The 21,937-nt window shown below is 67.9% G+C and carries 22 protein-coding genes; 1 reads left to right on the top strand and 21 read right to left on the bottom strand.

The window, feature by feature from the left end:
- Positions 1 to 108 precede the first annotated feature (108 nt).
- The 17 genes from C882_RS05445 to C882_RS05525 form a co-directional block, all read right to left on the bottom strand.
- Complete coding sequence (locus tag C882_RS05445) at positions 109 to 669, bottom strand: response regulator (RefSeq protein ID WP_009539562.1); 561 nt, start codon at positions 667 to 669, stop codon at positions 109 to 111.
- Between the two features lie 150 nt (positions 670 to 819).
- A complete protein-coding gene (locus tag C882_RS05450; protein WP_009539563.1) occupies positions 820 to 1,314 on the bottom strand; it encodes a response regulator in 495 nt (164 codons plus the stop codon).
- Positions 1,315 to 1,395: 81 nt separating this feature from the next.
- Complete coding sequence (locus C882_RS05455; RefSeq protein ID WP_009539564.1) at positions 1,396 to 2,784, bottom strand: SLC13 family permease; 1,389 nt, start codon at positions 2,782 to 2,784, stop codon at positions 1,396 to 1,398.
- Between the two features lie 22 nt (positions 2,785 to 2,806).
- Positions 2,807 to 3,706 (bottom strand): hydroxymethylglutaryl-CoA lyase, encoded by a 900-nt coding sequence (locus C882_RS05460; protein WP_009539565.1) that lies wholly within the window; start codon positions 3,704 to 3,706, stop codon positions 2,807 to 2,809.
- A gap of 15 nt (positions 3,707 to 3,721) precedes the next feature.
- Positions 3,722 to 4,192: a type II toxin-antitoxin system VapC family toxin gene (locus C882_RS05465; RefSeq protein WP_009539566.1), complete on the bottom strand. Its 471-nt coding sequence runs from the start codon at positions 4,190 to 4,192 to the stop codon at positions 3,722 to 3,724.
- Positions 4,189 to 4,440: a FitA-like ribbon-helix-helix domain-containing protein gene (locus C882_RS05470; RefSeq protein WP_009539567.1), complete on the bottom strand. Its 252-nt coding sequence runs from the start codon at positions 4,438 to 4,440 to the stop codon at positions 4,189 to 4,191. Before C882_RS05470 ends, C882_RS05465 begins: the two co-directional genes overlap by 4 nt.
- Before the next feature lie 59 nt (positions 4,441 to 4,499).
- Positions 4,500 to 4,922 carry a hypothetical protein gene (locus C882_RS05475; RefSeq protein WP_009539568.1) on the bottom strand — a complete coding sequence of 141 codons (423 nt, stop codon included), beginning with the start codon at positions 4,920 to 4,922 and terminating at the stop codon, positions 4,500 to 4,502.
- A 67-nt stretch (positions 4,923 to 4,989) separates the two neighbouring features.
- Complete coding sequence (locus C882_RS05480) at positions 4,990 to 6,987, bottom strand: acetyl/propionyl/methylcrotonyl-CoA carboxylase subunit alpha (RefSeq protein ID WP_009539569.1); 1,998 nt, start codon at positions 6,985 to 6,987, stop codon at positions 4,990 to 4,992.
- A 20-nt stretch (positions 6,988 to 7,007) separates the two neighbouring features.
- Positions 7,008 to 7,811, bottom strand: coding sequence for an enoyl-CoA hydratase/isomerase family protein (locus C882_RS05485; protein WP_009539570.1), 804 nt, complete (start codon positions 7,809 to 7,811; stop codon positions 7,008 to 7,010).
- Between the two features lie 17 nt (positions 7,812 to 7,828).
- Positions 7,829 to 9,439, bottom strand: coding sequence for a carboxyl transferase domain-containing protein (locus tag C882_RS05490; RefSeq protein ID WP_009539571.1), 1,611 nt, complete (start codon positions 9,437 to 9,439; stop codon positions 7,829 to 7,831).
- 13 nt (positions 9,440 to 9,452) lie between these two features.
- On the bottom strand, positions 9,453 to 9,887 hold the full coding sequence (locus tag C882_RS05495; protein WP_009539572.1) for a rhodanese-like domain-containing protein: 435 nt from the start codon (positions 9,885 to 9,887) through the stop codon (positions 9,453 to 9,455).
- Entirely contained in the window at positions 9,881 to 10,486 is a 606-nt protein-coding gene (locus C882_RS05500; protein WP_009539573.1) for a 2-hydroxychromene-2-carboxylate isomerase, read from the bottom strand. Before C882_RS05500 ends, C882_RS05495 begins: the two co-directional genes overlap by 7 nt.
- Before the next feature lie 57 nt (positions 10,487 to 10,543).
- Entirely contained in the window at positions 10,544 to 11,680 is a 1,137-nt protein-coding gene (locus C882_RS05505; RefSeq protein ID WP_009539574.1) for an acyl-CoA dehydrogenase family protein, read from the bottom strand.
- Positions 11,681 to 11,761: 81 nt separating this feature from the next.
- Positions 11,762 to 12,376, bottom strand: a complete 615-nt coding sequence (locus C882_RS05510; protein ID WP_009539575.1) for a carbonic anhydrase — start codon at positions 12,374 to 12,376, stop codon at positions 11,762 to 11,764.
- A complete protein-coding gene (locus tag C882_RS05515; RefSeq protein ID WP_009539576.1) occupies positions 12,373 to 13,053 on the bottom strand; it encodes an SDR family oxidoreductase in 681 nt (226 codons plus the stop codon). The genes C882_RS05510 and C882_RS05515 overlap by 4 nt, the downstream gene beginning before the upstream one ends.
- A 194-nt stretch (positions 13,054 to 13,247) precedes the next feature.
- The gene (locus C882_RS05520) at positions 13,248 to 14,438 is read right to left on the bottom strand and encodes an acetyl-CoA C-acyltransferase (RefSeq protein ID WP_009539577.1); all 1,191 of its coding nucleotides are present in this window, start codon (positions 14,436 to 14,438) and stop codon (positions 13,248 to 13,250) included.
- Between the two features lie 226 nt (positions 14,439 to 14,664).
- Complete coding sequence (locus C882_RS05525; RefSeq protein WP_009539578.1) at positions 14,665 to 15,837, bottom strand: isovaleryl-CoA dehydrogenase; 1,173 nt, start codon at positions 15,835 to 15,837, stop codon at positions 14,665 to 14,667.
- A 303-nt stretch (positions 15,838 to 16,140) separates the two neighbouring features.
- Here C882_RS05525 and C882_RS05530 point away from each other — a divergent pair, with 303 nt between their 5' ends.
- Positions 16,141 to 17,598, top strand: a complete 1,458-nt coding sequence (locus tag C882_RS05530) for a hypothetical protein (RefSeq protein WP_043643829.1) — start codon at positions 16,141 to 16,143, stop codon at positions 17,596 to 17,598.
- Positions 17,599 to 18,080: 482 nt separating this feature from the next.
- Here the strand turns inward: C882_RS05530 and phoB are convergent, their stop codons facing one another.
- From phoB to pstA, 4 genes are all read right to left on the bottom strand, one after another.
- Positions 18,081 to 18,782: a phosphate regulon transcriptional regulator PhoB gene (phoB, locus tag C882_RS05535; RefSeq protein ID WP_009539580.1), complete on the bottom strand. Its 702-nt coding sequence runs from the start codon at positions 18,780 to 18,782 to the stop codon at positions 18,081 to 18,083.
- An 8-nt stretch (positions 18,783 to 18,790) separates the two neighbouring features.
- Complete coding sequence (gene phoU / locus C882_RS05540) at positions 18,791 to 19,540, bottom strand: phosphate signaling complex protein PhoU (RefSeq protein WP_009539581.1); 750 nt, start codon at positions 19,538 to 19,540, stop codon at positions 18,791 to 18,793.
- 161 nt (positions 19,541 to 19,701) lie between these two features.
- Positions 19,702 to 20,565 carry a phosphate ABC transporter ATP-binding protein PstB gene (pstB, locus tag C882_RS05545; RefSeq protein WP_009539582.1) on the bottom strand — a complete coding sequence of 288 codons (864 nt, stop codon included), beginning with the start codon at positions 20,563 to 20,565 and terminating at the stop codon, positions 19,702 to 19,704.
- 13 nt (positions 20,566 to 20,578) lie between these two features.
- Complete coding sequence (pstA, locus tag C882_RS05550; RefSeq protein WP_009539583.1) at positions 20,579 to 21,934, bottom strand: phosphate ABC transporter permease PstA; 1,356 nt, start codon at positions 21,932 to 21,934, stop codon at positions 20,579 to 20,581.
- Positions 21,935 to 21,937: the final 3 nt, after the last annotated feature.

The following is a 21,937-nucleotide window of genomic DNA, read 5'->3' on the forward strand; positions in this document are numbered from 1 at the left end:
GGCGCTTCGGATAGGACCTCCGGGATATGATCGGAGGGCGTAATCCGTTCATCCTAACCGTAAGCGGCGGCCGGGGAAAGCCACGGTTGCGGCGCGCCATGCCCGGCGTCAGCCGTTCAGCAGCGCCTCGACCTCGGCCTGGCTCAGCCCGCCCTCGTCCTCGGCCACCTGGGCGTTGCCGGCGCCGGACTTGCGGCGCTCCGGGCCCTTCCAGTCGATCTGGCGGCGGCGGCGGTCGGGGCCGAAGTACAGGCCGGCGCGGATGAAGGGGCGCGGGCGCTCGATGATCGAGCGGATGCGCGAGAACAGGCCCTTGGCGGAGATGGGCTTGGCCAGGAATTCATGCACGCCGGCGTCGCGCGCCTCGATCACGCGGTGCATTTCCGTGTGGCCGGTCAGCATGATGATGGGGACGAAGGGATTGGGGCTGTCCTTGCCCGTGCGCACCAGCCGGACGAAGTCAAGCCCGTCCAGCGGCGACATGTTCCAGTCGCAGATGATGATATCCGCCGGAAAGTGCCGCAGTTCCTTGAAGGCGTCCGCCCCGTCGGCAGCCTCGTGCACGTTTTTCGAGCCCAAGGCGTGCAGGATCGTCTTGACCAACGCGCGCATATGCTTGTTGTCGTCGACGACGAGGAAGTTCAAACGCTCCAGATTGTAGCCAGACATGCACAGTACCTTCGCCGGACCAAGTTCCGTCGCCATCCCGCCGGCAGCGGATGTCCTGCCTGTATACCGCGAAAAAGAAGCGTGCGGAAAGCGGTAATTATACGCCCGAAGAATGAAGCGGGATCACCGCACTGCACAATTTCGCGCCCTTCACGCCTCGTCGCAGCGGCGGCGTTCCGGGTGGGCGATGGGCGTCTGGCGCCGGCGGCGGTCAGGGCCGAAGTAGTCGGACGCCGAGACGAAGGCGCGCGGCGTCTGCAACACCTGGACGATGCGCGACAGCAGCATCTTCGCCGAGATGGGTTTCGCCAGGAACTCGTTCACGCCGGCGTCGCGCGCCTGCGCCACCAGCTTGGGCTCGGTGTAGCCCGTGACCATCAGTACGGGGACGTATGGATTGGCCCGCCCCGGCTCGCGGCGCAGGCGGCGGGTGAACTCCAGCCCGTCCATGGGGGTCATCCGGTAGTCGACGATGACCAGATCCGCCGGGTATGCCGCCAGCGCGGCAAGACCGGCGCCGCCGTCCGCTTCCTCGCGGACATCCGTGATGCCCAGGGCCTGAAGCACCGTGCGGATCAGGCGGCGGAAGTGCTCGTTGTCCTCCACCAGCAGGACCTTCAACTGCCCGCCGTCGAAACCGATCATGACCCCTCCCCCTCGACCTGCATCCTGAGGATGCGAAGCATGATCATACTAACGTCGAAGCGCATGGTGCAATGCCGCGAATCACAGCAGGCCGAGCCACACCCACCACAGAAGCGTCACCGGCCACGCCACCAGCACCGAGGCACAGGCGACGGCCAGGCTCGCCCGCACGCCCTGGCGGAAAGGCACGCCGGCCATGCTCATGGCGACCAGCAGCGGCGGCACCTGGTAGGGCAGAAGCGCCGTGGCGTAGCCCATGACCTCGGCCATCAGCACGGTGTCGAGCGGCAGGCCCGAGGCATCCGCCAGGCGCCCGGCGGCGGGCGTGACCACCGCCGCCACGCCGGGCGTGGTCACCGCCACCGACGCCACCATGGCAAGGCCGCCGATCACCAGCGCGTTCAGCCACCCCGGCTGGCCGGGGTCCAGCGGCAGGGTCTCCGCCGCCCAGCCGCCCAGGCCGGCGGCCATGCCGCTCTGCGCCACGCCGGCCCCCAGCCCCACCAGGGCGGCGACCATGATGAGCGCCTTGACGTTCACCTTCCGGTGCAGGCCCTTGAGCGGCAGGATGGGGTTCGGCGGCAGGAAACAGAGGACGGCGGCGCCGACGGCGATCCAGGCCGGCGAGATGTGGTGGAGGCTGTCGGTCGCCCAGAGGCCCAGTGCCGCGGCCAGGATGACCGCGAGGCGCCGCTCCCGCCGGCTCATGGGCCCGGGGCGGGCGGCCTCGGGCTCGCGCGCCGGGCGCTGGCGATAAAGCGCCCAGACGACCAGCGCGATCACCACCGCCCGGGCGAGGCCGGTTCCGGGGAACTGCGCCTTGAGAAAGGTGAAGAACCGCAGGGTCTCGCCGAACTGGGCTTCCGCTGCGCCCAGCATGACCACGTTGGGCACGGTCGCGGGCAGGATTGCCATGGCGGGCACGATGCACACCAGCCCCGTCGCCAGAATCAGCCCGTCATAGCCGCGCGTGCCGTGGCGGTAGCCGAGCGCCGCCGCCAGGCTGAGCACGATGGGGGTCAGCAGAACCACGCGCCCCATGCTCGACGGCATGACGAAGGCCAGCACCAGCCCCACCACCATGATGCCGCCGATGAGCGCGCCGTAGGACCCGCCGATGCGGCTGACCAGCCCGCGCGCCAGCCGCTCGCCCAGGCCGGTGGCCTTCACCGCGACGCCGATCACCAGTCCGCCGGCCACCAGCCACAGCGCGGTGGACGTGACGACCTCTTGCTGCAGGGGGAGGGGCGCGGCGGCGACGGCCAGCGTGCCCAGCAGCCACGGCCGGGCGGCGGCGGGCGTGGCCGAGCGCCACGGGCTCGCCCACAGCGCGCCGGCCAGGACCAGCACGCCGAGAGGGCGAACGGCTTCCGGCGGCAAGGCGGGCCATGCGAGCGCGGGAACGGCCGCCAGCGCGAGGCCGAGGAGAATCGCGCCGATGCGGGCGATGGACGCGGCGGGACCCGTCATGCCACCCGCAACCGCCCTGACCTCACGCCGCCTTGGCGCGGGCGACCTTGGAGCCCGACGGGCGGTTCAGGTGCTCGCCGATGTAGGCGCCGGCGGCCATCAGCTTTTCCAGGTCGACGCCCGTCTCGATGCCCAGGCCGTTGAGCATGTACAGCACGTCCTCGCTGGCGACGTTGCCCGAAGCCCCCTTGGCATAGGGGCAGCCGCCCAGGCCAGAGACCGAGCTGTCGACCACCGCCACGCCGCGCTCCAGCACGGCGTAGATGTTCGCCAGCGCCTGGCCGTAGGTGTCGTGGAAGTGGGCCGCCAGCTTTTCCACCGGCACCTTGGCCGCCACGGCATCGACCATGGCCTGCGCCTTGGCGGGCGTGCCGGTGCCGATGGTGTCGCCCAGGCTGATCTCGTAGCAGCCCATGGTCAGCAGCGCCGCGGCGACCTCGGCGACCTTTTCCGGCGCGATTTCCCCCTCGTAGGGGCAGCCGAGCACGCAGGAGACATAGCCCCGCACCTTCCAGCCATTCGCCAGCGCGCGCTCGGCGACGGGCTTGAAGCGGTCCAGGCTCTCGGCGATGGAGCAGTTGATGTTCTTCTTCGAGAAGCTTTCCGACGCCGCGCCGAACACAGCGATTTCGTGCACGCCCTCGGCGGCCTCGGCGGCCTCCATGCCCTTCAGGTTGGGCACCAGCACCGGATAGCTGACGCCCGGCTTGCGGTGGATGAGGCTTAAGACCTCCGCCGTCCCGGCCATCTGCGGCACCCACTTGGGGCTGACGAAGGAGCCCGCCTCGATGGCCGTCAGCCCGGCGTCGGCCAGCATGTCGATGAGCCTGGCCTTGACCTCGGGCGGCACCGGGGTCGGCTCGTTCTGCAGGCCGTCGCGCGGCCCCATCTCCACCATCTTCACGGCCTTGGGCAGGGTCATGAACGTGTCCTCTGTTTATTCTTGAAGGGCATCGAGACGCGCCCCGGCATCACCCACCATGATGACGAGAGGCGCGCCCTCGGTATGCGGCGCGGACCCACTAGCGAAGCGTTGCGCGAAGCGGCGGTCGGCGGTCACTACGAAGGCCGCCTGAAGGCGCTCGGCCAGCGCGACATACACGCAGTCATAGACAGGGTGATCCATCTCCGCCGCAAGGGCGAGCGCCCGCAGCCAAAGCCCGGCTTCGGCGCCGCGCTCAAGCGGCGCATTTTCCAGAACGATTGCGGCTTCCTCGGCCTCGTCTGCGGTCAACTCGCCCTTGCGCCGTTTGCGCCACAGAATATTCCCCAGCTCGGCGTCAAGAAGACGGGGGGCGGCAAGCCGAGCCCGCCGCGTCAACAAACGAGCAGCGGCCGTTTCCTCAACCGGCTCCTCCGTCACCACCCATTTGACGGCCACGGACGCATCGACGACGATCAGCGTCACGCGTCACCGTCCCGTTCTCGCCGGGCGTCCGCCAGATCATCCACGCTGCTGGACAGAACCCGCTGATCCAGCTTGCGGCGGATCATGGCGGCAGCCGCATCGAAACGGTCCCACGCCTCATCCGTACTGACCGACTCGGTCAGGATCGCGCGCACTTCCTTTTCGCGGGAGCGTCCAGCCGCCGCCGCTCGCTGGTCAAGCCGCCGCAACACATCCTCGGGAAGGTCCCGAACGGTCATCGAGGGCATGAACTCTCTCCTTCAACACGGCGGTGATATCAATGATATCGCGCGCGACCGCCGCCCCGTCAATCCTCCTCGCCGACCTCGGCCAGGATGGCGTAGGCGCGGTCCAGGACCTTGCGGCCCTCCTTGATGTCGGCGCGCAGGGTGTGGAGCTTTTCGCGGGCCTCGCGGGCGACCACGTCGGCGTTGTCGCGGTCGATGCGGTGGTCGACGAAGAAGCTGTAGACCAGCCGATCGCGCGCCCCCTTCAACCGCTTGAGCACCGCCTTGTCGTCGGCCGTCAACTGCTCCAGCAGCGCGCGGTGGCCGCGGCTTTCGGCGGCAGCCATGGTCAGCGCCTCGACGTCGGAATAGAAATTCCGCTCCTCGAACTCGTCGGCGTTGATGGCCGCCGTCAGCAGCGACAGGCTGTGCGCCAGGTGCTGGAAATCGTGGACCGTCCAGGCGTATTCCAGCATCAGGGCATCGATGGTCGCGGTGGTCACGGGCTCTTCCCCTCCGGTTGATCGGCCGGTCGAGCCCGCGCCCCCACGACGCGGGCCTTGGCCGGCCCTACTCGTCCCGCTCGATCACCAGCAACTCGGCGCCGTCGGCCACCTGGTCGCCGGGACCGTAGTGAACCGCCGCCACCGTGCCGTCGGCGGGCGCGGTGATTGTATGCTCCATCTTCATGGCTTCAAGCACGACAAGCGCCTGGCCCTTGGAAACCTTGTCACCCTCCTTGACCGAAACGTCGATCACCTTGCCCGGCATGGGCGCGGTGAGCGCGCCGCCCGCACCTTCCTGCTCCCCGGCAGCGGCGGCGGGATCGAACACCGTCAGGCGGTGCTGGCGGCCCTCGTGCATGATGACAAGCTCATCGCCCAGGCGCACCACCGTCGCCCGCTGGCGCACGCCGGCCAGGTCGATGAGCAGGTCGCCGTGGTCATCGCGCGAGACCCGCGCCGGCACGCGGCCCTCCGACAGCTCCAGCTCGTAGCCGTCGCGGGTGTAGTGGACCACCACCACATGCTCCGCCTCGCCGTCGATGAAGCGCAGGTCCACGTGGCCCTCGTCGTTCATCCGCCAGCCGGTGGTGCCGTGCCAGGGCGAGTACGGGTCGCCGGACGCCAGCGCGAAAGCCTGCGACTCGGCATCGCGGGTCGACAGCACCTCCAGCGCCGCGATCGCCAGGATGCGGTCGTCGGCCGGCTTGGCCTCTGGGATCAGTTCGTCGCGGTGGCGGTCGATGAAGTTGGTCGACAGCTCCAGGTTCTCGAACGCCTCGTGGCTGGCGCAGGCGGTGAGGAAGGCGTTGTTGGTCGCCACGCCCACCACCTGATACCGCTCCAGCGCGCCCTTGAGCTTGCGCAGCGCCGACAGGCGGTCGTGGTCCCAGACGATCAGCTTGGCGATCATCGGGTCGTAGTGGATGGAGACGGCATCGCCCTCGCGCACGCCGGTATCGACGCGCACGCCGCCCTCCTCCACCGGCGGGCGCAGGTGGCCCAGCGTGCCGGTGGCGGGCAGGAAGTCGCGCTGCGGGTCCTCGGCATACAGGCGCGCCTCGAAGGCATGGCCCTTCACCGAAATCTGGTCCTGCGACAGCGGGATGGGCTCGCCGGCCGCGACACGCAGCTGCCATTCCACCAGGTCCAGGCCGGTGACCATTTCCGTCACCGGATGCTCCACCTGAAGGCGGGTGTTCATCTCGATGAAATAGAACGCCTCGTCCTGGTAGAGGAATTCCACCGTGCCGGCACCCACGTAATCCACCGCGCGAGCGGCGGCGACGGCGGCGTCGTGCAGCTTGGCGCGCACGTCGTCGGGCAGCGCCGGAGCCGGGGCTTCCTCGATCACCTTCTGGTGGCGGCGCTGCAGGGAGCAGTCGCGCTCATAGAGGTGGACGTAGTTGCCGTGGGTGTCGCCGAAGACCTGCATTTCCACGTGGCGCGGATGATCCAGGAACTTCTCGATCAGCAGGTGGTCGTCGCCGAAGGCCGCCTTGGCCTCGCGGCGGGCACCGGCCACGGCGGCGTCGAACTCGGACGCCTCGCGGACGACACGCATCCCCTTGCCGCCGCCGCCGGCCGACGCCTTGACCAGCACGGGGTAGCCGATGCGCTCGGCCTCGGAGCGCAGAAGCTCAAGGTCCTGGTCGGCGCCGTGGTAGCCGGGCACCAGCGGCACGCCGGCGGCTTCCATGATCCGCTTGGACTCGGACTTCGACCCCATGGAGATGATGGCGTTGGTCGGCGGGCCGATGAAGACGATGTCGTTCGCCTTGCAGGCCTCGGCGAATTCGGCGTTTTCCGACAGGAAGCCGTAGCCGGGGTGGACGGCCTCGGCGCCGGACGCCTCGCAGACGGCGAGGATCTTGTCGCCGCGCAGGTAGCTTTCGGCGGCGGCGGCCGGGCCGATGCAGTACGCCTCGTCGGCCATGTGGACGTGCATGGCCTCCACGTCGGCTTCCGAGTAGACCGCGACGGTCTTCACGCCTAGGCGCTTGGCGGTCTTGATGACGCGGCAGGCGATCTCGCCGCGGTTGGCGATGAGGATTTTCGAGAACACGTTTCGGTCTCCCTCTGCCCTTATGCCTGACCGTCGGTCCAGGTGGGCTTGCGCTTTTCAAGGAACGCCGTCACGCCCTCGCGGCCTTCGTCGGAGGCGCGGGTGTCGGCGATGCGTTCGGCGGTGTCGCGGATGACGGTGTCGTCAATGGTGCGGTCGGCCACGGCGTCGACCAGGGCCTTGCTCTCGGCCATGGCGCGCGGACCATTCGCCAGCAGCACCGTCACCAGACGGTCGCAGGCGTTGTGCAGGTCCGTCTCGTCCTCCACCACCTCGTGCAGCAGGCCCAGGCGGTAGGCTTCCTGCGCCTCGATCCGCTCCGCCGTCAGGAAGTAGCGGCGGGCGGCGCGGGCGCCCATGGCGCGGACCACGTAGGGCGAAATCACCGCCGGGATGAGGCCCAGCTTGACCTCGCTCAGCATGAACTTGGCGTGCGTGGTGCCCACCGCGATGTCGCAGGCGGCCACCAGGCCGACGCCGCCGCCGAAGGTCGCGCCCTGGACCAGCGCGATCACCGGCTTGGGGCACTTGTCGATGGCCTGGCACATGGCGCCCAGGCCCATGGCGTCTTCCACGTTTTCGTCGCGCGAGTAGCCGGCCATGCGCTTCATCCAGTTGAGGTCCGCGCCGGCGGAGAAGCTGGGGCCGCTGCCCGCCAGCACCACCACGCGCACCGACGGATCGGCGCCCACTTCCTCGAACGCCGCCTTGATGCGGCCGATCAGCACGTCGTCGAAGGCGTTGTGCTTCTCGGGCTTGTTCATGGTGATGGTGGCGACGCCGCGGTCGTCGCGCTCGATCAGGAGCGTGTCATCATTTGTCATCGTTGCGCGTCCTCACCTTACATCCGGAAGATGCCGAAGTCGGTCTTGGGGATCGGCGCGTTCAGCGACGCCGACAGCCCCAGGCCGAGCGACATGCGGGTGTCCGCCGGGTCGAGGATGCCGTCGTCCCACAGGCGCGCGCTGGCGTAGTAGGGGTGGCCCTGGTGCTCGTACTGCTCTCGGATGGGCTGCTTGAAGGCTTCTTCCTCCTCCGCCGACCATTGCTTGCCGCGCGCCTCCATGCCGTCGCGGCGCACGGTCGCGAGCACGCCGGCCGCCTGCTCCCCGCCCATGACGGAGATGCGGGAGTTGGGCCACATCCACATGAGGCGCGGGCTGTACGCACGGCCGCACATGCCGTAGTTGCCGGCACCGAAGCTGCCGCCGATCAGCACGGTGAACTTGGGCACCTGGGCGCAGGACACCGCCGTCACCATCTTGGCGCCGTCCTTGGCGATGCCGCCGTTCTCGTACTTGCGGCCGACCATGAAGCCCGTGATGTTCTGCAGGAACACCAGCGGAATGCCGCGCTGGCTGCACAGTTCCACGAAGTGCGCGCCCTTCAGTGCGCTCTCGGAGAACAGGATGCCGTTGTTCGCCACGATCCCGACCGGGTAGCCGAAGATGCGGGCGAAGCCGGTGACCAGCGAGGTGCCGTAGTTGGCCTTGAACTCATCGAAGCGCGAGCCGTCCACAAGGCGCATGATGACCTCGCGCACGTCCCAGGGTTTGCGGGTGTCCTTGGGGATGACGCCGTAGATTTCGCGCGGGTCGTACAGCGGCTCTTCCGGCGCGACCACGTCCAGCGCCACCTGCTTGCGGCGGTTGAGGTTGGCGACCACCCGGCGCGCCATGTGCAGGGCGTGGGTGTCGTCCATGGCGTAGTGGTCGGTGACGCCGGAGATCTTGCAGTGCACATCGGCGCCGCCCAGGTCCTCGGCCGAGACTTCCTCGCCGGTCGCCGCCTTCACCAGCGGCGGGCCGCCGAGGAAGATGGTGCCCTGGTTGCGCACGATGATGCTCTCGTCCGACATGGCGGGCACGTAGGCGCCGCCGGCGGTGCACGAGCCCATCACCACCGCGATCTGCGGGATGCCCATGGCCGACATGCTGGCCTGGTTGTAGAAGATGCGGCCGAAGTGCTCCTTGTCGGGGAAGACCTCGTCCTGCTTGGGCAGGAAGGCGCCGCCACTGTCCACCAGGTAGATGCAGGGCAGCCGGTTTTCCTTGGCGATCTCCTGCGCGCGCAGGTGCTTCTTGACCGTCATGGGGTAGTAGGTGCCGCCCTTGACGGTGGCGTCGTTGGCGACGATGACGCATTCGACGCCCGAGACGCGGCCGATGCCGGTGATGACACCGGCGGCGGGCACCTCGTCCTCGCCGTACATCTTGTAGGCGGCGAGCTGGCTGAATTCGAGGAACGGCGAGCCGACGTCCAGCAGGGTGCGGACGCGGTCGCGCGGCAGCAGCTTGCCGCGCGAGACGTGCTTGTCGCGGGCCTTCTCGCCGCCGCCCTGCTTGACGCGGGAGACCACGTCGCGCAGGTCGCTGACGAGGCTTTCCATGTGGGCGGCGTTGGCGCGGAACTCGTCGGAACGAGGATTGAGAGCGCTTTTCAGGACGGTCATGGGGTGGGGAACCTCAGCCGGTCTTCTTGGACGAAGGGTGGGATGACGGGGACGACGACGGGCGCGGCGCGGTGGGCAGTTGTGCCTCTTGCCACGCGGCGAAGCCGCCGCCGATGTGGGCCACGGGCGCAAGGCCCATGTCCTGCAGTGTCTTGGCCGCCAAGGCCGAGCGCAGGCCGCCCGCGCAATACAGCACGAAGGTCTGGCCGGTGGCGAAGGCGGGCTTGTGGTAGGGGCTTTCCGGATCGACCCAGAATTCGAGCATCCCGCGCGGCGCGTGCAGGGCGCCGGGAATCATGCCCTTGCGGTCCAGCTCGCGCACGTCGCGGATGTCGACAAGCTGGACGTCCGGATCGTCCATCATGGCGTGCGCCTCGGCCGGGGAGAGCGTGCTGATTTCCGCCTCGGCCTCCTCGACAAGCTGCATGGCGCCCTTCTTCATCACCATCCGCCGCGCTCCAGCCAGGCCGACAGCATGGGCAGGCGGTCGGAGCCCCAGAACGGCTCGCCGTCGACGATGAAGAACGGGCTGCCGCACACACCCTTGTCGACGGCGGCTTGCGTCTCGTCCTTCAGGCGCTGCTTGATCTCGGGCGCCTGGATGGCCTCCAGAAAGGCCGCCCGGTCGACGCCCAGCGCATGGGCGATGTCGGCCGCGACCTCGGGGCTGGAGACGTCCTTGTCCTCGACGAAATAGGCGTTGAAGACGGCCAGCGAGAACCGCTTGGCAAGGCCCTTGTCCTGTTCCTCCAGCCAGTAGTGCCCGCGCGCCGGCGCTTGGCTGGCGATGGGGAACTTGGACGGCAGCTTGTAGGGCACGTTGTAGTACCGCGCCGTGCGGGCGAAGTCGTGCTTGGAGTACTCGCCTTTCAGCGGCACGTGCATCAGCGGCGCGCTGTTGGTCGCCTTGAAGATGACGCCCAGCAGGATCGGCCGCCAGAGTATCTCCCGGTCATGGGCGGCGGCGATGTCCTCGATGCGCATGGCCCCGATGTAGCCGTAGGGCGAGGAGAAATCGTAATAGAACTCGATGGGACCCTTGCTCATGACGCGAATGCCTCCCTGGTGGCCGGAACGCTCTTTTTTGTCTTTGTAATGAGCGGCTTAGTCTTCGTTGGCGATGGCGCGGGCGATGACCATCTTCTGCACGTCGCTGGTGCCTTCGTAGATCTGGCAGACGCGGACGTCGCGGTAGATGCGCTCCACCGGGTAGTCGGCCAGGTAGCCGTAGCCGCCCAGCGTCTGGATGGCCGCCGAGCAGACCTCTTCCGCCGCCTCGGAGGCGAACAGCTTGGCCATGCAGGCTTCCTCCAGGCAGGGCTCGCCGGCGTCGCGCTTGGCGGCGGCGGCGTGGACCAGGCCGCGCGCGGCGTTGATCTTGGTCTTCATCTCGGCCAGCCGGAAGGCGACCGCCTGGTGGTTGATGATCTCGGTGCCGAAGCTCTTGCGCTCGCGGGCGTAGTCGCGCGCCGCCTCGTAGGCCGCGCGGGCCATGCCGACGGACTGCGACGCGATGCCGATGCGCCCGCCCTCCAGGTTCGACAGGGCGATCTTGTAGCCGTCGCCTTCCTTGCCCAGCATCAGGTCGGTCGGAATGCGGCAGTCGGTAAAGGCGATGGAGCAGGTGTCGGAGGCATGCTGGCCCAGCTTGTCCTCCACGCGCACGACCTCGTAACCCGGCGTGTCGGTGGGGACGATGAAGGCCGAAATGCCCTTCTTGCCCTTGGACGGGTCGGTCACGGCGAAGACGATGGCGACATGGCCGTGCTTGCCGGACGTGATGAACTGCTTGGCGCCGTTCAGCACCCAGTGGTCGCCGTCCTTCACCGCGCGGGTCTTGAGCGCGGCGGCGTCGGACCCGGCCTGCGGCTCGGTCAGGCAGAAGGCGCCGATCATGCGGCCCTCGGCCATGGGGGTGAGGAACCGCTGCTTCTGCTCGTCCGTGCCGAACTTCAGGATCGGCATGCAGCCGACGGAGTTGTGCACGCTCATGATGGTGGAGACCGCGCCGTTGCCGACGGCGATTTCCTCCAGGGCCATGGCGTAGGTGACGTTGTCGGCGCCGACCCCGCCCCACTCTTCCGGCACGAGCATGCCCATGAAGCCCAGCTCGCCCATCTGCTTGACCGCATCGGCGGGGAACTGGTGCTTGCGGTCCCACTCCTCGGAATGGGGGGCCAGTTCGTTGCGGGCGAAGTTGCGGGCCGTGTCGACGATCAGCCGCTGCGCATCATGTTCCATGGTGGCCGTCCTCCAAAGACTTGAGCCGTGCCCCGTTGGCGGGACTTGTTGGTTCAGGTGGCGTGCGCAAGCCTGCGGGGCTTACACGCGCTGTTCGTACTCGCCGGTTTCCTCGTCGAGTTCCCACAGGTTGCCGGTCTCGATCTTGAACCACCAGCCGTGCAGGGACAGGGTCCCGGCCTCGACCCGCTCCCGCACCCACGGGAAGGTCATGAGGTTGTTGATGGAGCCCTTGATGGCGCCGCGCTCCACCTCGTCGCTGTCGGTCTTGCCGCCGGCGCAGTGGCAGATGGACACCCAGGGCCCGATGAATTCCCGCTCGCTGGAGCGCCCGGAGCTGGCATCCATAAAGGCGCGAATGCCGCCGCAGCGCGAATGCCCCAGCACCACGATGTGCTCCACCTTCAGGTCGCGCACCGCGAACTCCAGCGCCGCACTGGTGCTGTGGTAGTTGCCGTCGGGCATGTAGGGCGGCACCAGGTTGGCGACGTTGCGCACGATGAACAGCTCGCCGGGCTCGGCATTGGTGACGATGGCCGGGTCGACGCGGCTGTCGGAGCACGCGATCATCAGGATCTTGGGCTTCTGCCCCACCTCCACCAGGTCGCGAATGCGCTCGGGGCGCTGTTCGTAGTACAGGGCGTGGAAACCGCGGAAGCCGGCCACGAGACGATCGATCGGTGTCTGGCTGCTCACCACGGTATCTCCTTGCCGGCGTAGTCGTAGAAGTGGCCCGACTGGTCGGGGCCCGCGTCGCCGATGACCTTGCGCAGGCCGCTGACGCTCTCGGCCGTGTCGATCAGGCCGTTGGGCCCGCCCATGTCGGTGCGCACCCAGCCGGGGTGCAGCAGCAGCACCGGAATGTCGCCCAACTCCAGCGCCAGGTTCTTGCCCACCATGTTCACCGCCGCCTTGGAGGTGCGGTAGGCATAGTTGCCGCCCGAGCCGTTGTCGGCCACCGATCCCACCTTGCTCGACAGGATCGCGATCTTGGCGCCGTCGGCCTTCTGCAGGGCCGGCAGCAGGGCCTCCACCATCTTCACCGGCGCGATGGTGTTGACCTTCAGAACCTCCATCCAGGCGTCGGCGTCGATGGCGCCGAACGCTTGCGCGCCGCGCTTGCCGTAGACGCCCGCGTTGTTGATGAACAGGTCGACGGGCGTGTCGGCCACGGCCTTGCCGAAGGCCTCGACACCCGCGAAATCGGCCACGTCCAGCCCGCGCACCTCCACGCCATCGGCACCTGTCAGTTCGGCCGGAGCCTTCTCCGGCGACCGGCAGGTGGCGATGACGCGCCAGCCGTCGGCGGCGTACTGCCGCGCGAATTCAAGTCCGATGCCGCGGTTGGCGCCGGTTATGACGACGGTCGGCATGGTCCTCCTCCTTTCCTTTTAGTCCACATTTCCCGGCGGGGAGAATGGGGGACCGGCCCGCCGCTGGCAAGCCGGTCCCCAAGGTGTCCGCCACAGGGAGAGACGGGCGGAAAGGCGCGCACGCGCGCTGGGGGAGCTTCACGGCGCCGCCGATCCGGCGGAATCAGAGGCGCCAAGGGGACTTGACGATGCGCTTAGGAGGCCAGCTCCAGCGCCACGGCGGTGGCTTCGCCGCCGCCGATGCAAAGGCTGGCGACGCCCTTCCTGCCGCCGGTCTTCTTCAGCGCGTTGATGAGCGTGACCAGGATTCGCGCACCCGACGCGCCGATGGGATGACCCAGCGCGCAGGCGCCGCCGTGGATGTTCACCTTGTCCGCCGGCAGGTCCAGGTCGCGCATGGCGGCCATGGCGACGACGGCGAAGGCCTCGTTGATTTCCCACAGGTCCACGTCCTTGGTGGACCAGCCCACCTTCTCCATCAGCTTCTCGATGGAGCCGATGGGGGCGGTGGTGAACCAGTTGGGCTCACGCGCGTCGGTGGCGTGGCCGATGATGGTCGCCAGCGGCGTCAGGCCGCGCTTCTCGGCCTCGCTGCGGCGCATCAGCACCAGCGCGGCGGCGCCGTCGGAGATGGAGGACGAGTTGGCGGCCGTCACCGTGCCGTCCTTGCGGAAGGCGGGCTTGAGGCTCGGGATCTTCTCGATGTTGGCCTTGAAGGGCTGCTCGTCGGTATCCACCACCGTCTCGCCCTTGCGGGTCTTGACGGTGACCGGCGTGATCTCGGCCTTGAAGGTGCCGTCCTCGTTGGCCTTCTTGGCGCGCTCCAGCGAGCGGATGGCGAAATCGTCCATGCTCTCGCGGGTGAACTGGTAGTGCTGCGCTGTGTCCTCGGCGAAGGTGCCCATCAGGCGGCCCTTGTCGTAGGCGTCTTCCAGGCCGTCGAGGAACATGTGGTCCTTCACCTCGCCGTGGCCCATGCGCATGCCGCCGCGGGCCTTGGGCAGGATGTAGGGGCTGTTGGTCATGCTCTCCATGCCGCCCGCGACCATCACCGTGTTGGTGCCGGCCATGAGGACATCGTGGGCGAACATGGCCGCCTTCATGCCCGAGCCGCACATCTTGTTGATGGTGGTGCAGCCGGCGGCATCCGGAATGCCGGCGAAGCGCGACGCCTGCCGCGCCGGGGCCTGCCCCAGGCCGGCGGGCAGCACGAGGCCCATGATGACCTCGTCGATGTCTTCGGCCGGCACGCCGGAGTCGGCCAGCGCGGCCTTGATGGCGACGGCGCCCAGGTCCGGGGCGCTCATGTCCTTCAGGTCACCCTGGAACCCGCCCATGGGCGTGCGGGCGGCGGAAACGATGACGACGGGATCGGAAGCGGTCATGGCTGGTCTCTCTCGTGAGTGACGGCGTCAACAGATGCATGGAACCACCAAGACACCAAGGCACCAAGGGAGCGGGTAAATGCGGATCATCGTCCGCCGCCGGAGAATGTGAATGCGGCTCCGCCGCCATCCTCTCCGTTTTCCCGCTGGTGCAAGGCGTCTCCGTCAGCACATCCTCTTGGTGTCTTTGTGCCTTGGTGGTTCGAAAAGTCGGTCGTGTCGGCCCTCAGGCGGTCTCGTTGAACAGTTCGCGGCCGATCAGCATGCGGCGGATCTCGCTGGTGCCGGCGCCGATCTCATACAGCTTGGCGTCGCGCAGCAGGCGGCCCGTCGGGTACTCGTTGATGTAGCCGTTGCCGCCCAGCGCCTGGATGGCGTCCAGGGCCATCTGGGTCGCCTTCTCCGCCGAGTACAGGATGGCGCCGGCGGCGTCCTTGCGGGTGGTCTGGTCACGGTCGCAAGCCTGGCCGACGGCGTAGACGTAGGCCTTGCAGGCGTTGGTCGTCACGTACATGTCGGCGACCTTGCCCTGCATCAGCTGGAACTCGCCGATGGCCTGGCCGAACTGCTTGCGCTCGTGGATGTAGGGCACCACCACGTCCAGGCAGGCCACCATGATGCCCAGCGGGCCACCGGCCAGCACCGCGCGCTCGTAGTCCAGGCCGCTCATCAGGACGCGCACGCCCTTGTTGACCTCGCCCAGCACGTTCTCTTCCGGCACCTCGCAGTCCTCGAACACCAGCTCGCAGGTGTTGGAGCCGCGCATGCCCAGCTTGTCCAGCTTCTGCGCGGTGGAGAAGCCCTTCATGCCCTTCTCGATCAGGAAGGCCGTGATGCCCTTGGGGCCGGCGTCCGGGTCGGTCTTGGCGTAGACCACCAGGGTGTCGGCGTCGGGGCCGTTGGTGATCCACATCTTGTTGCCGTTCAGGATGTAGCGGTCGCCCTGCTTCACCGCGCGGGTGCGCATCCCCACCACGTCCGACCCGGCACCCGGCTCGGACATGGCCAGCGCGCCGACGTGCTCGCCCGAGATCAGCTTGGGCAGGTACTTTTCCTTCTGGGCGGCAGTGCCGTTGCGCTTGATCTGGTTGACGCAGAGGTTGGAGTGCGCGCCGTAGGACAGGCCCACCGAGGCGGACGCCCGCGAGATTTCCTCCATGGCGACGATATGGGCGACGTAGCCCATGTCGGACCCGCCGTATTCCTCGCCGACCGTGATGCCGAGCAGACCCATGTCGCCGAACTTGCGCCACAGGTCGTTGGGGAACTCGTTCTTCTGGTCGATCTCGGCGGCGCGCGGGGCGATTTCCGCCTGCGCGAAGTTGCGCACGCTGTCGCGCAGCATCTCGATGTCTTCACCGAGGTCGAAGGTCAGGCTGGGAAAGCTGATGGCGGTCATGGCGTATCTCGGTCCTTCCGTCGTGCCTTGTCTTGGCGCCCTGTGGTCATGCGTGGCCGTGTGATCCGGCGTTGGGAAAGGACCATAGTTTACGTTAACGTAAACGTCAACAGCGCGATGGGCGTGGGACGTCGGTTTCGGGCCGTCCGATGGGCATAGGCGGCGTTTCCGACAAAGGAAGGCGGGAAAACCTTGTTTCGAGTAACGCCTTTCGGTTGATTTATCCTTCCGAGTCGGTCAGACTTTCGACGGAAAGACGAACAGGGAACGCGCGGCCGCGACTCGGCTGCGTGCAAGGGCGGGATGGCAACGGACGTGCAGCAGCGCGCGGCAGAGGACGAACCGGCGGCAGAGAAACCTGCACCGCCGGCACCAAAGCGCCGCGCCCGCTTCACCGTCAACGCGGCCATGGGCGACGGCAAGGCGATCGCTCCCCTGCCCGGCTCGCTGCGCCAGCCCTTCCGCTCGCTCGGCACTCTGCTGTCGGTCGGACGCAAGGCGCGCCTGATGCACACGGCGGCGCGGCTCTATCCCATTCTCCAGCGCATCGAGCAGAAGCTCTACCCCGAACAGCAGCGCCTGCTCGAGGACATGACATTCGACGACGCCGTGGAAGACGCCAGCGCGGTGGAACGCGGCCTGCGCATGTTCGACGGCGCCTGGGCGGCCCGCCTCATCGCCGTGCGGGCCGCCGACGGCAAGCCCATCGCCCCCGGCAACCGCAAGCGCACCGCCGCCGCCTGCGGTCTGACGGTGGCCGAGGCCGAACGGCTGTTCATCGACCGCGCCGTCGACGCCGCCTTCCGCGAAAACCCCACCATGGGCGCCAAGCTCAAGGGCGCCGTCGGCGACCTGGAGGGCCTGCGCAAGGTGCGCCTGATCGCCAACCTCGACGCGCTGACGGTGGAGGAGTTCTCCAAGGGCCTTGGCCAGAACTTCATGCCCCAGCTGGCACGGCTGCCCGGCGACCAGCTGGCCGCGGTGGTGAAGCTCAAGCCCTATCACATCCGGCCGCTGCGCATGATCCTGGCGCGGGACTTCCACAAGGTGCTGCAATGGACGCCGGAGTTCCTGACGGCGGTGGCCGAAAGCTTCACCTGCGTCGAGCAGATCCGCGACCTGGACGACAGCATCCTCGACATCGAGGACCCGGAGGCCATCCGCGTCCTGGGCGCGTGGACCATCATCGACATCACCGACAAGGTGAACGAGGAACGCCGCGCCCGCGGCCAGTCGCGCCTGAAGGGCCGCCGCTTCGAGACCGACATCGGCGCGCTCCGCCGCATCCTGGGCGGGTCGTTCTCGGAACTGGTGCAGCGCGGACCGGCGCTGCTGGCGGCCTATGCGCAGATCATGGACGACCTGCGCGCCCTGCCCCCCGAGAAGCGGCCCGACCGCATCGACCAGATGCGCGTCTTCACCGAACGCTATGTCGAATACATGACGCCGCAGGTGCTGGTGGCGCTGAAGATCGTCGGGCCCAACAACACCCGCGTCACCGACCGCCAGCCCACCGACCCCACCTTCGGCGAGGCGCTGAACCTGCTGGAAGGCCTGTGGAACAAGGACCGCCTGGGCCGCAAGTTCTTCGAAGGCCCCTTGCAGGAGCCCAAGGGCGCCGGTGCCATCGCCGTGCTGGTGAAGCAGTTCGCCGAGATGAAACAGCGCGGCTCCATCAAGGGCGAAGGCGAGATCGTCCAGATCGTCGCCCACAGCGACCTGCTCGACGGCCCGCTGCGGCCATTCATGAAGCTGAAATAGAGACTGGCGGAAACGCTTGAGCGGCGGATGCCGCGCGGGCTGCCGCCCGCACCCGCTGTGCGAGGACGACGCGCCCTCGCGCTCCCGGTTCGTCCGAAGGCAGCGAGGCGCGCGGCTCCGAACCCTCTCCGGGACGACCCGTCAGTCCTGCGAATGCGGCTGCAAGGAAGCCGGTGGACCTATCCGACGGGAGCACGGCAAGACGTCAGGCACCGTATGCGGATTCCTGCTTTCGCAGGAGTGACGGTCTTTTTCGTGACGTAAAACAGTGTCTTACAAAACCCCGTTGCCCCAGCGAACGCAGGGGCCCCACACACTGTGTTAGCCGCCCTTGCGACACCTCTGGTGGCAGCCAGCCAAAGTCTTGACCCCCTCGGAAGCAGGAATCAGCAGTCGCCGTCCGCCATCCGCCCTGCTCATCGCGGCGGGAGCGCGAGGGGGTCTTGGCGGGTCCCCTCGCACGCTGGCATCTCGACGCCTTGCTAAGCCACCACCGCGTTGGCGTCCAGCGCGTAGCCGGCGGCGCGGACGGTGCGGATGACGTCCTGCTCCTTTTCGCCGTTCAGCGCCTTGCGCAGGCGGCGGATGTGGACGTCGACGGTGCGGGGCTCGACATAGATGTCCGGCCCCCAGACGGCGTTCAGCAGTTCCTCGCGCGAGAACACGCAGCCCGGATGCTCCATGAGGAACTGGAGCAGGCGGAATTCCGTCGGGCCGAGGTGGACGTAGCGGCCGCCGCGGGTGACGCGGTGGGCCGACAGGTCCATGGTGATGTCCTCGTAGGCCAGCACGCCCTTGCTCTGCTGCACCGGCTGCGAGCGGCGCAGCAGGGCCGAGATGCGGGCCATCAGCTCGGGCATGGAAAACGGCTTGGTCAGGTAGTCGTCGGCGCCGGTGTTCAGGCCGCGCACCTTGTCGCTTTCCTCGCCGCGCGCCGTCAGCATGATGACCGGCGTGTCCTTGGTGGCAGGCTTGCGGCGCAGCTGGCGGCAGACCTCGATGCCCGACATCATGGGCAGCATCCAGTCCAGCAGGATAAGCTGCGGCGTGTTCTCGGCGGCGACGGTGAGGGCTTCCTCGCCGTCGGTGGCCTCGACCACGCGATAGCCTTCCTTCTCCAGGTTGTACCGAAGCATGGTGACGAGGGCGATTTCGTCCTCGACGATCATCACGAGCGGCTTCATCGGTTGTGCTACTCCGTCCCTTCCCCGGCCGGCTGCCGGGTCGTCAGGCTGTAATCCTGGTCGTTGCCCTTGGGGCGGCGGCCGCGCAGGGGCGTCCCCTGGACCAGGAAGTGAATGGTCTCGGCCACGTTGGTGGCGTGGTCGCCGATGCGTTCGATGTTCTTGGCGATGAACATCAGATGGGTCGCCGCGGTGATGTTGCGCGGGTCCTCCATCATGTAGGTCACCAGTTCGCGGAACAGGCTGGTGTGAAGCTCGTCCACTTCCTCGTCGCGCTGCCAGACGTCGATGGCCTTGCGCACGTCGCGTTCCACATAGGAATCGAGGATGTCGTTGATGAGTTCCTGCACGATCCGGCCCATGCTGGGCATGGCGGCAATGTGGCGCACCGGGGCCAACTGGTTGAGCACCATGGCCCGCTTGGCAACGTTGGCCGCATAGTCGCCGATGCGCTCGATGTCGGCGGCGATCTTCAGCGCGCTGACGCAGTTGCGCAGGTCGTCGGCCACCGGCTGGCGCAGGGCGATGAGGCGCACGACGAAGGCGTGCACCTCCTGCTCCATCTCGTCGATGCGCTGGTCGGACGTGATGACCCGCCCCGCCAGTTCGCTGTCCCGGCGCGCCAGCGCCTGCAGCGCCGAGGCCAGTTGCGCCTCCGCCAAGCCGCCCATGCGGACGATCATGTCGGTCAGCTTCTGAAGGTCCTCGCCGAAGGCGCTGACGGTGTGCTCGGCTTTCTTGATCGACTCGTCGGTCACGACTGCTACTCCCGCGGCGGGATCACGGCCGATTACGCCGCGGTGCCGCCCGCTGTGCCTGCCGTCGGCGCCCTGGCCGGCGTCTGGGACCGATCCCCTTGGTCCCGCGCCGCCGCCGGCCTGCGCCGTCTCTCCCCCACGCCCCCGCGCGGGCTTGCCCGTCAGCCGAAGCGGCCGGTGATGTAGCCCTGCGTGAGGCGGTGCTGCGGGTTGGTGAAGATCTGCTCGGTGTCGCCGCACTCCACCAGGTTGCCCAGGTGGAAGAAGGCCGTGCGCTGCGAGACGCGGGCGGCCTGCTGCATGGAGTGGGTGACGATGACGATGGTGTAGTTCTCGCGCAGCTCGTCGATCAGCTCCTCGATCTTGGCCGTCGCGATGGGGTCGAGCGCCGAACAGGGCTCGTCCATCAGGATGACCTCGGGGCTGACGGCGATGGCGCGCGCGATGCACAGACGCTGCTGCTGGCCGCCGGACAGGCCGGTGCCGGGCTGGTCGAGGTAGTCCTTGACCTCGTTCAGCAGGCCGGCGCGGTCCAGCGACGACATGACGATGTCCTCGATCTCGTCCTTGCCGCGGGCGATGCCGTGGATGCGCGGGCCATAGGCGACGTTCTCGAAGATGGACTTCGGGAAGGGGTTGGGCTTCTGGAACACCATGCCGACGCGGGCACGCAACTGCACGACGTCCACGCGCTTGTCATAGACGTCCTGCCCGTCCAGCGTGATCCGGCCGGTGACGCGGGCGATGTCGATGGTGTCGTTCATGCGGTTCAGACAGCGCAGGAACGTGGACTTGCCGCAGCCCGAGGGACCGATGAAGGCGGTCACCTCGTTCTCCTTGATGTCCAGGTTGACGCCCTTGATCGCGTGTTTCTCGCCGTAGTGCACATGCACGTCGCGGCTCGCGATCTTCGGCGTCTCGCCCGGACCCAGCAGCGGCGCACCGGCAGTCTCCTGCGGGGCGGGCGGCTGTTGGGCGTCGGCCTGCGGCGCGGACTGGGCGGCGGCGGGGGCTTGCGTGTTCATGTCGAGTCGGGTCCTACCAGCGACGTTCGAACTTTTTGCGGAGAAGCACGGCGGCGGCATTCATGAAGACCAGGAAGGCCAGCAGCACCATGATCGCGGCCGAGGTCTTGGCGACGAAGGCACGCTCGGGACTGTCCGCCCACAGGTAGATCTGCACGGGCAGCACGGTGGCCGGGTCCATGGGGCCGCCGGGAATGTCCACGACGAAGGCGACCATGCCGATCATCAGAAGCGGCGCGGTTTCGCCAAGGGCCTGCGCCATGCCGATGATGGTGCCGGTCAGCATGCCGGGCATGGCCAGCGGCAGCACGTGGTGGGTAATCATCTGGAGTTTGGAGGCGCCGACGCCAAGAGCGGCCTCGCGAATGGAGGGCGGCACCGACTTCAACGCCGCGCGGCTGGCGATGATGATCGTCGGCAGGGTCATCAGCGTCAGCACCAGGCCGCCCACCACCGGTGCCGAGCGCGGCAGCCCGAAGACCTGGAGGAACACCGCGAGGCCCAGCAGACCGAACACGATCGACGGCACGGCCGCGAGGTTGTTGATGTTCACCTCGATCAGGTCGGTCCACTTGTTCTTGGGCGCGAACTCTTCCAGGTAGACCGCCGCGGCGACACCGATGGGGAAGGACAGCAGCAGCGTCACCATCAGGGTGTAGAAGCTGCCGACCACGGCACCCCAGATGCCGGCCAGCTCGGGCTGGCGGCTGTCGCCGTTGGTGAACAGGTTGGTGTTGAACGTGGTCTCGATCAGGCCGCGTTCCTGCAGCGCCTCGAACCAGCCCGCCTGGGCGTCGGACACGCGGCGCATGTTCTCGGGCACCGTCAGGTCGATCTGGCCCTTGTTCAGCACGTCGAAGTCCGAGGAGACCGGCGAGGTCATGGTGAACTCGCGGCCGATCAGGTCGGGGTTCTCCTCGATCATGCGCTGAAGCTGGAAGCTGGCGCCGTCCGAGAGGATCTCGTACAGGGCACGGCGCTCCGAGCGGCTCTCGACCTCGGGGAACTGGGCCTCAAGGGCGGCCCGCAGCGGCGCCGCGTAGTTGGCGAAGGCGATGCTGCGGTCGGTGATCTCGCCCTCGGCGTTGGCCACCAGATCGCGCTCCACCGTCACCGGCAGGCTGATGGAGGTGATGGCAAACGCCGTATAGCCCTTGGAGACGATGCTGACGAACAGCGTCGTCACCATCATCAGGGCCGCCGCGATGGCAATGACGCCATACATGCGGAAGCGCTTCTCGGCCCGGTAGCGGCCCTTCAGGCCGGCGTTGACGATATCGGCGGTGGTCCTGGTACGGGTGCTCACGGCGGTTCCTTCGGCTGCGGCGGCGGCGGCCGGATCATAGGCGTTCGGGTTCGGCGATGCCATGGT

The organism is Caenispirillum salinarum AK4 (assembly GCF_000315795.1).
Lineage (GTDB): Bacteria > Pseudomonadota > Alphaproteobacteria > Rhodospirillales > Rhodospirillaceae > Caenispirillum > Caenispirillum salinarum.